Source organism: Marinomonas maritima, from assembly GCF_024435075.2.
GTDB classification, from domain to species: Bacteria; Pseudomonadota; Gammaproteobacteria; order Pseudomonadales; family Marinomonadaceae; genus Marinomonas; species Marinomonas maritima.
Map to the genome: position 1 here is coordinate 938,959 of NZ_JAMZEG020000002.1, position 14,316 is coordinate 953,274.

The 14,316-nt window shown below is 41.2% G+C and carries 14 protein-coding genes; 6 read left to right on the plus strand and 8 right to left on the minus strand.

Features of this window, described 5'->3' with window-relative positions:
• Positions 1-56: 56 nt before the first annotated feature.
• The gene (locus tag M3I01_RS10485) at positions 57-938 is read left to right on the plus strand and encodes a LysR family transcriptional regulator (RefSeq protein WP_255895826.1); all 882 of its coding nucleotides are present in this window, start codon (positions 57-59) and stop codon (positions 936-938) included.
• Positions 939-947: 9 nt separating this feature from the next.
• Here the strand turns inward: M3I01_RS10485 and M3I01_RS10490 are convergent, their stop codons facing one another.
• Positions 948-2,099, minus strand: coding sequence for an MFS transporter (locus M3I01_RS10490; protein ID WP_255895827.1), 1,152 nt, complete (start codon positions 2,097-2,099; stop codon positions 948-950).
• A 191-nt stretch (positions 2,100-2,290) separates the two neighbouring features.
• Between M3I01_RS10490 and M3I01_RS10495 the strand changes: the two genes are divergently transcribed.
• Entirely contained in the window at positions 2,291-3,916 is a 1,626-nt protein-coding gene (locus M3I01_RS10495; RefSeq protein WP_255895828.1) for an alpha-glucosidase, read from the plus strand.
• Between the two features lie 111 nt (positions 3,917-4,027).
• Here the strand turns inward: M3I01_RS10495 and M3I01_RS10500 are convergent, their stop codons facing one another.
• Positions 4,028-5,089 (minus strand): AI-2E family transporter, encoded by a 1,062-nt coding sequence (locus M3I01_RS10500; RefSeq protein WP_255895829.1) that lies wholly within the window; start codon positions 5,087-5,089, stop codon positions 4,028-4,030.
• A gap of 12 nt (positions 5,090-5,101) precedes the next feature.
• Positions 5,102-5,347, minus strand: coding sequence for a sulfurtransferase TusA family protein (locus M3I01_RS10505; protein WP_255895830.1), 246 nt, complete (start codon positions 5,345-5,347; stop codon positions 5,102-5,104).
• A gap of 33 nt (positions 5,348-5,380) precedes the next feature.
• On the opposite strand from M3I01_RS10505, the gene M3I01_RS10510 reads away from it, so the two are divergent.
• Positions 5,381-6,802, plus strand: a complete 1,422-nt coding sequence (locus M3I01_RS10510) for a M48 family metallopeptidase (protein ID WP_255895831.1) — start codon at positions 5,381-5,383, stop codon at positions 6,800-6,802.
• A 70-nt stretch (positions 6,803-6,872) separates the two neighbouring features.
• Here the strand turns inward: M3I01_RS10510 and M3I01_RS10515 are convergent, their stop codons facing one another.
• Both M3I01_RS10515 and M3I01_RS10520 read right to left on the minus strand, forming a co-directional pair.
• A complete protein-coding gene (locus M3I01_RS10515; RefSeq protein ID WP_255895832.1) occupies positions 6,873-7,154 on the minus strand; it encodes a hypothetical protein in 282 nt (93 codons plus the stop codon).
• A 48-nt stretch (positions 7,155-7,202) separates the two neighbouring features.
• Positions 7,203-7,475, minus strand: a complete 273-nt coding sequence (locus tag M3I01_RS10520; RefSeq protein WP_255895833.1) for a hypothetical protein — start codon at positions 7,473-7,475, stop codon at positions 7,203-7,205.
• 315 nt (positions 7,476-7,790) lie between these two features.
• Here M3I01_RS10520 and M3I01_RS10525 point away from each other — a divergent pair, with 315 nt between their 5' ends.
• Positions 7,791-9,038 (plus strand): tyrosine-type recombinase/integrase, encoded by a 1,248-nt coding sequence (locus tag M3I01_RS10525; protein ID WP_255895834.1) that lies wholly within the window; start codon positions 7,791-7,793, stop codon positions 9,036-9,038.
• 34 nt (positions 9,039-9,072) lie between these two features.
• Here the strand turns inward: M3I01_RS10525 and M3I01_RS10530 are convergent, their stop codons facing one another.
• From M3I01_RS10530 to moaC, 3 genes are read right to left on the minus strand one after another with little or no spacing between them, the layout of a single operon-like run.
• Complete coding sequence (locus M3I01_RS10530; protein ID WP_255895835.1) at positions 9,073-9,522, minus strand: molybdenum cofactor biosynthesis protein MoaE; 450 nt, start codon at positions 9,520-9,522, stop codon at positions 9,073-9,075.
• Positions 9,523-9,777, minus strand: a complete 255-nt coding sequence (locus tag M3I01_RS10535; RefSeq protein ID WP_255895836.1) for a MoaD/ThiS family protein — start codon at positions 9,775-9,777, stop codon at positions 9,523-9,525.
• The gene (gene moaC, locus M3I01_RS10540) at positions 9,770-10,252 is read right to left on the minus strand and encodes a cyclic pyranopterin monophosphate synthase MoaC (RefSeq protein WP_255895837.1); all 483 of its coding nucleotides are present in this window, start codon (positions 10,250-10,252) and stop codon (positions 9,770-9,772) included. The genes M3I01_RS10535 and moaC overlap by 8 nt, the downstream gene beginning before the upstream one ends.
• A 150-nt stretch (positions 10,253-10,402) precedes the next feature.
• On the opposite strand from moaC, the gene M3I01_RS10545 reads away from it, so the two are divergent.
• On the plus strand, positions 10,403-12,910 hold the full coding sequence (locus tag M3I01_RS10545; RefSeq protein ID WP_275565065.1) for an EAL domain-containing protein: 2,508 nt from the start codon (positions 10,403-10,405) through the stop codon (positions 12,908-12,910).
• 52 nt (positions 12,911-12,962) lie between these two features.
• The gene (locus M3I01_RS10550; RefSeq protein ID WP_275565066.1) at positions 12,963-14,273 is read left to right on the plus strand and encodes a J domain-containing protein; all 1,311 of its coding nucleotides are present in this window, start codon (positions 12,963-12,965) and stop codon (positions 14,271-14,273) included.
• Positions 14,274-14,316 lie beyond the last annotated feature (43 nt).

Sequence of the window (14,316 nt, forward strand, 5' to 3'; positions counted from 1 at the left end):
ACTTTGGCTTAAATAACTCAAATTCATATTTTTCATATTTTGGATAATTTTTTGGAATGATAGACATTGCTGAACTACTTACCTTCATTAAAGTCGCTGAAACCAGTTCATTTTCAGAAGCGGCCTCTCGACTTTTTTTAACGCAACCAGCGATAAGTAAACGCATTGCCGCACTTGAAAGTAACCTAGGAGTACGACTTTTTGATCGTATTGGACGACAAGTACAATTAACCGAAGCTGGAATACGTTTATTACCCAAGGCAAGAAAAATGGCGGAAGATTTACAAGATATAAAGCGCAGCATGACACTACAAATGCAAGATGTGAGCGGCGAACTACGCCTTTCGACCAGCCATCATGTTGGTTTGCGACGTTTGCCAAAATCCCTCAAACGCTTTCAAGAGAACTTTCCAAGCGCACACTTAGAGATTGAATTTACCCAATCAGAAGAGGCTTACCAAGATGTTTTAAAAGGACGAGCTGAACTGGGTATTATCACGCTTTCTAATAAAGAAAACCCGTTGATTGAGTCTTTGCCAATTTGGTCTGATCCGCTGACTTGCGTCGTCAGCAAAGATCATCCTCTGGCCTTATCTAACAAGCTAAGCTTAATAGAATTAGCACAGTACGCTTGCGTTCTACCCAATAAAAATACGTTTACTAGGCAAATCGCAGAACAAGTTTTTGGCAAACAAGGGCTAAAACCTAAAGTTCGGATGAATACCAATAATTTAGAGACACTTGCTATGCTCGTCAGTATTGGCTGGGGGTGGTCACTCCTTCCCTCAACTTTGGTCGATGAAAAACTGGTGGTATTGAACATTGCAGACTTGAACGTAGAGAGAAAGCTTGGTGTCATTCATCATAAACAAAGAACGCTAAGTCGAGCTGCCATCGCTTTTATTGAACTATTAAAAAGCGATAGCACCAATTTATAAGCTGTCTTTTTAACGACGCTGACTAACAATAAGAATGAGAAGCGCCAAAACGCTGGTCATAGACGCTGCCGTAAATGCCCACGCCCCACCAGCCCATTCCCATAAATAACCAGTGATAACCATGCCAACCCCACCGCCTAAACCGATGGCAAAAGCACTGTACATGGCTTGCCCTTGACTGGCATAACGCTCAGGGAAAAGACGTCTAATTTGCTCAATGGACACCATATGAAAAAGTGCAAACGTTATGCTGTGAAGCAGCTGCGTGAAAATGAGCACCCACACGATAGACGCAAACCACCCCACCAAGAACCAACGAACGACACCACAGACAAAACACAGCGTAATAATATGAACAACATGAAATTGTTTAATCGTATTACCAAAAAACAGGAACAGTACAATTTCAATGATTACACCCAGCGCCATTAAAAGACCAATATGCTCACCACTGTAACCAAGATTAGATAAATGAACGGCAAAAAATACATTGAAAGGCGCATGAGACATAAAAGCCAAAAAAGCCAATGCAAAAAACAGCATAGACTCCGGCGTTTTCACTAAGGAAAGAAAAGACGTTGATTCTTTATGAGTGTTAATTTCATACGCTTGCTCCTTTAAGAAATACGATGTGACCACCGCCAATGCCAAGCAAACGCACATAGTTGGAATAACAACACCAATGCCAAATTGGCCTATCAGAAAGCCACCACCCGCCACGGCGACAACATAACCTATAGAACCCCCTACTCTTAATCGAGTATAAGGTACATCCAAATGGCGAATACTTCTCACTGCCAACGAGTCCGTCATAGGAATTAATGCAGAATAAAACAATGCCATTGTGCAGGTTAAGAACCACAGCGTTTCAAACTGATTACTCCAATTAAAAGGAATGACGGCAATAAAACAACCTAAAATCCCCAACTGAAGAATACGTTTAGGCAAGCCTATTTTGGCCGTTAGCCAGCCCCAAAAATGCGGAATTAAAATACCAGACAAAGTAAACGTCGACATCAAGCGGCCAATCTCGGATGCGGTTAAACCAATCGACTTATAGTACAGCGAAATATAAGGCATCATCACGCCGATAAACGCACAGAAAAAAAAGTAGAAGAAGAATAAAGGCCAAGCCACAGGGCGAGCTTTTTCTGAAAACATTATGGCTCCAAGACAGTTTTAAATTTGCGACTAAATTAAGTCAACAAAGATCATGCATTCACTATAATGATTGAGTATGCTGGAAACAGTAAAAAAAAGCACGACAGATAACGAAGCATGTTCCTATAAACCACCTCCTCTCTGTCTACAATCCATCCTAATAAAGCGTTTATTTTAAGTGGGAGAAAACCATGGTTAACAATCAAGAATGGTGGCGTGGCGCAGTCATTTATCAAGTGTATCCCCGCAGTTTTTTCGACTCTAATAACGATGGTATTGGAGACCTTCCGGGTGTCACTGAGAAAATGAATTACATCGCATCACTGGGTGTCGACGCTATTTGGTTATCCCCTTTTTTTACCTCTCCGATGAAAGACTTCGGCTATGATGTGTCAGATTATTGTGATGTAGACCCTATTTTTGGCAGCCTTGTCGACTTCGACCAACTGATTGAAGCGGCTCATCGTCATGGTCTTAAAGTGATGATAGACCAAGTACTGAACCACAGTTCAGATCAGCACCCTTGGTTTGCGGAATCACGTAAGAGCCACGACAATGCCAAAGCAGATTGGTATGTATGGTCAGACGCCAATCCCGACGGCACCGTTCCTAATAATTGGCTTTCCGTTTTTGGTGGTCCAGCGTGGCACTGGGACAGTCGACGAAGACAATATTATCTTCACAACTTCTTAGACAGCCAGCCAGATTTGAACTTCCATAACCAGGACGTTGTTAGCGCGTTACTTGACACGGTTGAGTTTTGGTTAAAGAGAGGCGTTGATGGTTTCCGCTTAGATACAGCAAACTACTATTATCATGACCTAGAACTGAGAGATAACCCACCAAAAGAACACGTCGTTGAAGGCAGCATTGGTGTGCGATTAGACAACCCTTACGCCTATCAATTGCATATTTACGACAAATCCAGACCTGAAAACATTGCCTTTTTAAAGAAACTTAGACATTTACTGGATCAATACCCAGACACCACAACCGTAGGTGAAGTCGGTTGTGATTTCGCACTCGACACCATGGCGGCTTACACCCAAGGTAGCGACAAGCTACATATGTGTTACTCATTTGATTTATTAACACATGATTCGTCTATGGACCATATTCGTAAAACGATGGAAACCATTGAAGCCAGCTTGGGTGATGGTTGGCCATGCTGGTCGACAGGAAACCACGATGTAGAGCGTGTCGCAACTCGTTGGGGAAAAAATCATAATTCAGTCGCTAAAAGTAAAATTTACATGGCTATGTTATTAACATTACGTGGCAGTGTTTGTTTGTATCAAGGTGAAGAGCTCGGACTGCCTGAAGCAGAATTGTCCTTTGATCAGCTGGTAGATCCTTTTGGCATTGCTTTTTGGCCGGAATTCAAAGGCAGAGATGGCTGCCGAACACCTATTCCTTGGAAAAACGAATTGTTAGGCGGTTTTACTCAGTCCCATCAACCTTGGCTGCCCATTGCAAAAGAACAACAACCGCTTGCAATCAGTGTACAGGAAGGAAATCGGCATTCTGTTTTGCACGCTTATCGTGATTTTTTGCATGTAAGGCGTAATCACCCAGAACTGCGTTATGGTGAGATTGAATTTTTGTACCACAATGATACAACGCTGACCTTTCTTAGAAGCTATCAAAACAAGCGTCTCTATGTGGCAATTAACACATCACATCAAGATAGAATTTTGCCTGTCGAACTGACTCTCTCGGCCTTAACACTGCCAGAAGCCATTCAAAGTGGTTATGTTGACGGTCGTACCGTAGTGCTACCTCCATTTAGTATTTTACTCGCTGCTGTTTTGGGCTAATAAAATTACCCCCGAAGTTGGTTGTCCAACTATTGGGGGTAATTTCAGTAGCGGATTTTACTAGTCACTGTCTCGCGCCAAGTAAGAAAACCAAACAAAAATCAGAAGAGTCTATAACGCCAGTTGTTCTTGATTTGGCCAAGCGTTAATAATGGCTTTCACCAACGTCGCCAATGGAATGGCAAAAAAGATCCCCCAAAAGCCCCATATACCACCAAAGAACAAGACAGCAATAATGATAGCCAATGGATGTAAATTGACCGCCTCAGAAAACAGCAAAGGCACCAACACATTGCCATCTAATGCCTGGACGATTAAATAAGCGACCACAACATATATGAACTCGCTCTGAGTGCCGTATTGATAAAAAGCCACCAAGACAACGGGAATCGTCACTGCGGCCGCACCAATGTAAGGAATCAAAACGGAAAGCCCTACTAACAGCGCCAACAATTCCGCGTACTTCAAACCAAACACTAGAAAAACAATATAAGTCACCACACCGACGACAAGCATTTCAATGAATTTGCCACGAATATAATTCGCAATTTGATCGTTCATTTCATGCGCTATGTTTCGCATCATTTTACGTTCTTTTGGTAACCAAGAGGTTAAATAGCCCAGAATTCTTTCCTGATCTTTCAATAAGAAAAACATCACTAAAGGCACTAAGACCAAGTAAATCACGAGAGAAAATAAAGAAGGAATACTCGACAAAGAAAATGATACGAGCCATTGCCCAAGATTCGTAGACTCATTTGCTAATGAATTCGTTAGTTCATCAATAGCAGTCTGACTCACAAACTCACTGTGCCCTTCTGCAAACTTTTGCACCTCCGTTCGAATCACAGTAAACATTCTTGGAACATCTTGGACTAGCCGAACGGCCTGACGCCAAATAATAGGCACCATCACTCCAATGAATACTCCGCACGCGGTTAGAAAAGTAAAAAAAACAACGAATACAGATACAACATGACCGAGCCCAAGCCGTTGCAACCGATCAACCAGCCCTTGCAGAAGAAAAGCCAATACAATCGCAATCAAGATAGGGGCTAAGATCCCTCCCCAGAATACTAAAATACAGAGTGTTGCAATTAAAAAGAGCAGAAATACAACCAACTCTTCATTTGAAAAATAGCGTTTAATCAGCGTATCAACAATTTTAAACATATCGAATCCGTTTCAGCTTTTTTTAATCACGAAAGTATAAACATCACTGTCTTCACACGTTGACAGTAAAGAAAGCCCAACCAAGGCAACGTATTGAGGGATATCCTTTAACGAGCCAACATCACACGTTTTAACACACAAACACTCGCCTTCCGTCATTTTGCTTAATGCCATCTTGGTCTTTAACAATGGCATTGGGCAACGATCTTCTCTTGCATCCAAGATTACGTCATACTGATCACCTAGATTGATCGTCATTTTATAATTTACCTAATGAATGTTTGCCATATTATGAGACTATTTTCAAACGTTACAACAGGCTTAAGCATCTTAGCCTTTGTTTTTACAACTACTTTCCCTATTTTGGGTCACAGTAGCATTCCGGATTTAGAAGCCAATAAAGACGAAAGAGCGCTGTCGAACCCATCGTACATACTTGGACAATATTGGTTTAGAAAACTAAATGGAAGCCGAGCGTTAATCGACTTTCCCCCCGCGTACGATTATCTGAAAGATGCCTTGTCGCAGATTCTTCCGCAAACAGATCTTTATAATACAACAGTAGAAATGACGTTTTTAAACAGCACGCAAAGTAATGCGTTTGTTATTCCAGGGAACCACCTCTTTATTTACTCTGATATCATGGAAATGATTAACAGCGAAGACATGCTACTAGGGCTACTTGCCCATGAGGTTGCACACTTAGATCTTCGCCATTATGAGCGTCAAACAAAACATTCGGGTGAAGAACTACAAAAGACACTAGTGATGCTTGGAGCAGGAATAGCAGCGGCATTGGCTGGCGCAGGCTCGGATGCCACAACCGCGCTTTGGTTGGGAGGCATCGCGAATCAAGCTGAAAATACCCTAACCTACAGCCGTAACCAAGAATTAGAAGCCGATCGACGTGGCCGTGAATATCTTAGTAATGCAGGAATTGCTCCAGAAGGCATGACAAAGCTGTTTCAGGCTTTTTTCAAACAAGCCCTAGGAAGACCAAAACTGGAATTTTTATCCACTCACCCATTACCAAACTCGCGGCTGTCGGATTCATTCTCTACAGACACCAAAGACACCATACTGAGCAATACAACGGTCAGTGACTTTGAGTACTTTAGGGCCACCCTATTAGCCTATCGAGCGGGACTGGATGATAGGCCGTACACCTATCTAGACCAAAAAATTCAAGACAACGACGTAAAAAACTTTGCCAAAGGACTTTTTTCTTACCTTATTCAGTCTCCCGAGCGCGCTATTGTCTTTTTAAGTAAGCTAGAAAAGCACAATCAATTTACGGACTACTTGCAAGCATTGAGCTATACAGCCTCAGGTCAAGCTGATGAAGGGTTACGTGTTATTAAAAAACGACTTGATCTTGCACCAAAAAACATCCTTTTCTCAATGCTCTATGCCCAGCTCACCCAATCAAAACCCATTAGCGTTTCATCGAATTACCTTTATGAACAGCGGTTAATTTGGCGGGCTAATATTCAATACTTCCAATCTAAAGACAACATCCCTATGGCATTAAACTATCGAGCATTACTTGATTTTAGCCAAGGAAAAGACAAAACCGCACAGTATCTAATTAAGCGCGCAGAAAGTGATGCACTAGAGAATGAAAAAAGTACTATTAAAAACACAGCCTCTTTCTTTAAAATAATTAAAGAAGCGGAAAAACAAGAAGATTTAGACGAAGAAAAAAACAATTAAAAGAGAACATTTAAAAACAAAAAAAAAGCCAAACTTAACGTTTGGCTTTTTTATCTACAGTAAACCAGCATTATTCAGCTGATTGTGCGTGCAACGTATCAAATTGACTTTGAAGCTCTGCATGCTTTGCATTGTATAGAGATACTTTCTGGTCTGCTGTGTAAGCGCCGTTCAAGTTAACACTAGAATCTACTTCTGCACCCATATTTTCAAGAGTAGCAGTCAGTGCTTCTACACTGCCTCTAGCACTTTGAATGCGATCATCAGCGCCATCACCAGTACCAGCAAATACACTGGTTGTCATAACAGAAGCAGCCAGTAGAACCAAAACAGTTTTATTTAGAGTTTTCATCATTCAATCCTTAATTTTAAATAGTTATAAGCTAATTAGTTAAATATATTATTCAGCTGATTGAGCGTGCAAAGCGTTAAATTGATTTTGTAATTCAGCATGTTTAGCAGAATAAATCGCTTCTTTTTGGTCAAAAGTATAAGCACCATTTAAGTTAACGCTGGTATCTACTGAAGCACCCATATTCTCAAGTGTTATACCTAACGCTTCTACGCCGCCTTTTGCGCTCTGAACACGTTCAGTTCCAGTTTCAGCAAAAGCAGCCGTCGTCATTACTGATGCAGTTAATAGAGTAAGAGCAGTTTTAGTGAGATTTTTCATACGTATCCCCTTTAGAGATTTAAGTTTTGATAAGTTGCGATGCTTAAAATTTAATAAGTCTGTTTCGCTTTGGTGAATACATAATAGCCTTATACTGAGAATAAAAAAGAGCCTATCCCTTGCTTTCACCTTCTTTCCAAATACGACTAAATAAACGTAAATTTGAATAGATATCACCTAAAACAGGTAGAAAACTTAATAAATAAGGAAGAAATAGACAAAAACAGCGAGGCTAATGAAAAACACGTAATGAAATCGGTGGGGGGGCACGCAAAAATTTGCTAATCTACTCATTCTGTTTAGATATGAAGAATTATGACGCCCCTTGCTTTAATTGATAACTTAGAACATTTACCAAATCCGTTTACTCAATTCGACGGGATTGCCACTCACCTTGCAAAAAACACGCTTCAGCTAAAAAAGCCCGAGTATCAACGCGACCTTCAGCTCGCGTTGTGTTTCATCTACAGTTACAACGGCTCGCAGGCAACTTTTAACTCATATCGACGAGAAGTAGAACGGTTATTACTTTGGTCATGGAACATAGCGAATTGCCCTTCAACTCAGTTACGACGTGATCAAATCGAAGAATTTATACACTTCTGTGTCGCGCCACCAGAAAACTGGATTGGAACAAAAAATGTGGCTCGCTTTAAGTTACACATGGGGGAAAGAGTGGCGAATAAGGAGTGGCGACCTTTTGTTGCGCATGTCAGTAAATTAGAGTTTAAAAATGGCAGTACCCCTCAAACCAAACAACACTCTCTATCACAAGCCGCGATTCGCGCCACTTTTTCAATACTGTCATCTTATTATGGATTTCTTCTGCAAGAAGACGCCGTGCAACAAAATCCTGTGGCGCTTATTCGACAAAAAAGTAAATTTGTAAAAAAAGAAATCACACGAAAACAAGTCAGACGGATCTCTAACTTGCAATGGGATTATGTCATTGAAACCGCTGAAATACTGGCAGAAGAAGACCCCGTTCATCACGAGCGCACCTTGTTTATCATGAACGCTCTACTGGGTATGTATTTACGGATTTCAGAATTGGTTGCAGATGAACGATCTGCTCCCGTCATGGGCGACTTCATTAAAGACGCGGATGGTCATTGGTGGTTTAAGGTTCTTTCAAAAGGCAATAAGGAGCGATTAATCGCTGTATCCGACGACATGCTAAATGCTTTGATTCGATATCGTCGGTTCCGCGATCTTCCAATGCTGCCCACCATTGCAGAAAACACCCCTCTTGTACCAAAAAACAGAGGACAAGGCGCTATGACCAGTTCAAGACAAATAAGAAACATTGTTCAACTCTGCTTTGATAACGCCCATCAACGCATGTGTGAAGATGGTATGAGCGCCGATGCAGACGATTTACGTGTTGCGACGGTTCACTGGTTACGTCACACAGGAATATCGGAAGACGTAAAAACCCGTCCCAAAGAACATGTTCGAGAAGATGCGGGGCATTCCAGTATGGCAACAACGGATAAGTATATAGACACGGAATATCGAGAACGCCACGCTAGCGGACGAAAAAAGACACTGCGTCCACAATAATTAACGACTCGTGAAGGTAATGAGATAGACAAGGTTATTTTGACCAGCGTTCTAGACTCTTTTCATCATCAACCTTGGCGTTTACCCAATGGCTCTCTGAACCTTGAGTTTCCTTTTTCCAAAATGCTGCACGGCTTTTTAAATAATCCATAATAAAGTCGCAAGCTTGAAATGCTTCAGCTCGATGTGCAGCACTTACTCCTACAAAAACAATCTGATCGTCAACCGCCAAACACCCTACACGGTGAACGACGCAAACATCTAATAACGACCAGCGCGCATTAGCCTCATCCACAATGACTTGTAAATTACGCTCCGTCATACCAGGGTAATGTTCAAGTTCAAAGCGGCAATTTTCTTTTGGCAAGTTCGAAAAATGTCGTACTAACCCAACAAACATTGCAACGGCACCCGTTTGATTTGCTTTGAGCAAACCTCTATATAAGTCATCAACCTGAAAGTCTTCGTGCTGCACCTTTATCATTCAGCCTCCCGTTACCGGTGGAAAGAAAGCCACTTCCGTCACCGTATTTGTCACCATATCGGCGTCACGCGCAAATTCAAAATCAACAGATGACTGTATGCCAATGTCGAGTAGCGCTTTTCCGTTTTCTAATTCTCCCGCTAACTGCTGCTTTAACTCACCAATACTTAAGGGCAAGTTAAGTTCCACCTGATAGGACGCTACGCCAATAACTTCTTTCAGTGACGCAAAAAAAACCACGTTAACTTTAGGCATTCTCTTTACTCCAATCACCACTTTTGCCACCCTTCTTTTCAAGCAATGACACATGCTGAATCACAATGCCTTTGTCAACCGCTTTACACATATCATAAAGTGTTAGTGCCGCAATACTCGCGCCCGTTAATGCCTCCATCTCTACACCAGTTTTACCGGCCAAAGAACAAGTACATAACACTTCGATTTCACAGTCGCTAATGGTGTTAATGTCGACACTAACCTTGGTTAACATCAGCGGGTGACATAAAGGGATCAAGTCAGACGTTTTTTTTGCCGCTTGAATGCCTGCAATACGAGCCGTAGCAAGAACGTCTCCTTTAGGTAACCCACCTTCCACTATCTTAACCAAAGTCGATGCTTGCATTAACAGCACAGCTCGTGCAGTGGCTGTTCGTTTAGTCATTTCTTTATCAGAGACATCCACCATATGCGCATGACCCTGATGGTCTAGATGGGTAAGTTTATCATTCATATAATTTCCAATTATTGTACATATATTACAAATGTCGCCTATATTTTAAGAAAGCCCACACGATTGCAAGCGAAGTCGTTTTAATAACAATAAAAATTAAGTCTCTTAATGTGGTAATTGTAATTGCATCATCAATAAGGACAATCAGGAATGGTGTTTCGATGTGTTTTTCTTTTTTTTCTGATCACCTCACTACCATGGTCACAATATGCTTTTTCTGTAAAACCGACAAAAGTCACACTTGGTGAGCTTCCAACCTTAAAAGAAACATCGCTCAGCTCACCACAGGACATACTATTAAGCGATCGATTCGAAGAAAATATATATGGCGAATCCCAAAGCTTTTCAGATTACGCTTATTGGCATAAATTAGTCTTTCCAAAAACGACTAAACAACAAAAAAATGAAAACTTCGTTCTTGGGTTAAATTATTATGTTATTGAGAACCTTGATTTCTATCTCTTTCATGGAAATCAGCTACAGAAGCATTGGACTAGAGGTGCCTTACAAGATTGGCAGGGCGATACCGAACACTATAGTGGAATCTGGATTCCTATCACCTTATCCAGCGAGAAAAGTACAACGTTGTTAATCCGTAAACAAGGCAATAGCCCCCTTCTCACGCCATTCAAACTATTTAGTACACAAGAAGCGACAACGCAAAAAGAAAACAAACTGCTTTTTTGGGTTTTTATCATTAGCAGTTTGCTCATCTTACTCGCTCATAACATATTTGTTTTTATCTTACTAAGACAACCCGGATTTGTTTACTACCTTGGGCTAAATGTCATCATCCTTATTGCCCTGTCTGTTATAACGGGCTTTAGCCGTTGGATTTTTTCTGAAGAGACAAGCCAGTGGTTGATCCAAAATTTATTTACGGTGTTTGGCATAGGCACGTGGATACTCTATCGATTCAGTGTACAGTTTCTTAAAGAGGTACAAATCCCCTCAGCACATTCGTTTATTCGCAAATACGGTGATGCTGTCTTTATTATTTTCTTATTATTAATTCATGCTGTCTCTGTAAAAACCTCGGCGTCTCTTTTCGCAGCGATAGAAGCTTTTCTTTTAATAACCTGTACCTACTGGGGAGTAAAAGCTTATATAAAAGGCTTCATAGCCGTTCGATTTTATTTATTTTCTTGGCTGATTTTAATGAGTGGTAGCATCCTCAATACCATGATTTTCTGGAAAATTTTGCCACTTAATATGCTCACAGAAGCTATTTTCCCAATATCCTGCTTACTGCAACTGCTCGGCTTTTCTTTTGCCTTTGCGGATAAAGCCAATCATATCGAGCAAAAACGACAGCTTCAAGCAATCACAGACGTTTCAACAGGCCTACCAAATCGCACCTATTATTTTGACACTTTGCCATTGCAGCTCAATGAAATGAATAAAAATCAGCCCCAACTTGCCTTAATCATGATAGAGATAACCAGTCACCTAAAGCTAAGCCAAGCATTTGGCCCTGCCAAAGCAGACTCGGCTTTATGTGAAGTCATTCTACGTACTCATCAAAAAATCATCGAAATGGATGGCATATTATCGCTACCATTACCAAATAAAAGCACTAAAAAACTAATACGTTTAACCTATAAAAATATTGTTTTGTTAAGCACAACGCCTGAGGAGATCAAAGAACAAGTCCAACAAATTCAGCAAATCCTAGACCATCCAACCATCGTCGATAAGGTGCTTTTTCAACATCAATACAAGATCGGCAGCGCCCTTTATCCATCTCAAGGGTCTAACTTAGACAAACTTTACCAAAACGCTCTCATCGCCAGTAACTCGGTGACTTATTCATCTGGAAACTGGGCACCATTTACTCACAAACTTAAAAGTAATCACGCCCATCAACTTCGCTTGATCACTTTACTTACCGATGATATTAGAAAAGAGAAGCTCTATTTTGATATTCAGCCACAAGTTAACCTAGCGGATAACCGTATTGTCGGCGGTGAAGTACTGATTCGTTGGAACAATGAACATTTAGGACAAGTATCTCCTGCTGAATTTATCCCTCTAGCAGAGCATACTGGTTTGATTTATAAGCTTACCGATATGCTACTTGAAAAAGTGTTTCAATGGGCATCATCAAACCCAATCGCACTTTTAGCACAACGCCTATCGATTAATATTTCAGCCCTTGACCTTCTTCAAGAAAATTTTGCAGAACGAGTAAACACCTTGCTTCTACAGTACCGATTATCGGCTGAAAAATTCACCATAGAAATTACTGAAACCAGCATTTTTCAAAACAGTGAGATTGTGAGTCACAACGTTAAAAAGCTTCATGACGCTGGATTTGAACTGTCTATCGATGACTTTGGTGTGGGTTATAGTTCAATGCAAAATCTTGTTGCACTAGAAATTAACGAACTAAAAATAGATCAATTTTTTGTAATGAATTTAATGACCGACACCCAAAGCCAAACGTTATGCCGAAGTATGATCAATTTGAGCAAAGATCTAAACATCATTAGTGTCGCAGAAGGCATTGAATCAGAAGGCATTTTGAACATGCTACGCCAGTGGCATTGCCAAGTTGGTCAGGGTTTTCACCTTTATCGCCCAATGTCGACGCTTCAATACCTCACTCTTTTAGAAGAAAAGGATCAACCTTTGTCACCATCAATAAATCGTGCATAATGCAGTAAGTCATTCATTCATCTTGTAAAACATGGTTAAGATCTATCATCACATGAGCCTAATAGACGATTATCAGTTGCTGGAAATTCCAACCAATGCCAGCGAGCAGGAAGCAAAAACCGCATTTAGGCGTTTAGCAAGACGTTATCATCCAGATAAAAACCCCGATACAGACACCACAGAACTCTTCCAGAGTCTTCAGGCTGCTTACGAAAACGTTATCAATGCGATACGCCAAGGTGCGCAAGTAAACGATTGGAAACCCTTTAGTTTCACAAAAGAAAATACACAAAGTACTAAAGCAAACAATCGCTATACACATTCCTCAACGGCCACAGATAAAGAACAAGAAGCCTTTGTAAAGGAACGACAGCGCGCATACGAAGAAATGAAACGTAATAATGCCCATCAGGAAAAAACACGTAACGATGCCATCAAAGCAGCTCGAAATACTCTTAACGAAAAACGTGTCAAAGCCCTTTATGAAGAAGCGTATAAAGCCTCAAAAAACTTTACGTCTCAAGGCTATCACTACACCGACACCCCAAATGAAGGCCAGCCTGATATTCCACCTTATCAGTCCTTTGTTGACGATGATGAAGAATACACACAAAGACACTACGAGAAGCCCTACGAACAAGAGCCGATTAGCCAACCAATCCGTCTTGATGCTGCGAAAGCGGCCTTTCGTGCAGCCACTTATATCGCTTTCTTTGCGGCCGGTATTTACAGCACGCTTTATTGGCAATCATTCCAACAAGAGCCTGTCGTGAACACGCAGAAAAGTGACTATATCAGCGGTTTATACCCACAGTTTCGAAGTGGCCTTAGCTACACATTAGCCAAGACAACGCTCTACGCAGAACCCGACTTATCAAGTGCCATTTTACAAAGCATCCCAATTAAATCCGACCTACAAAGTATTAAAGTGCAAGGTGATTGGCTAACGGTTCGATATCAAGGAAAAAACGGTTGGGTGCAAGCAAAGAACGTTGGCTATGGCGGTGCGCAAGAAGCCGTACAAACAGGCTGTTTTGGTCAACCAGGAGCAGCACCTCGGCACGGTGAACTGATTGGTCAAGCCGACGGAAATAGTCGACTTAGAATTCTAAACCAACTGGCAGAACACAGCATGATCACCTTTGAATCCTATGATGGACAAGCACCCTTCTCTATATATTTATATGCAAAGCAAGCCTACGCCGCTAACTTCATCCCCAGAGGGCGCTATCGGTTGGTGTTAGAGACTGGATCCCTGTATCATCACGCCTGTAATAAATTCCTCTTTAATGACACAACAAAAGTCATCTTAGACAACGTCGATTTTGCCAGCACCGAACAATCACTCGCGCTGAAGCCATAATCACACTATTTATGATACTAAAAGACAATCAACCCTGAGTATT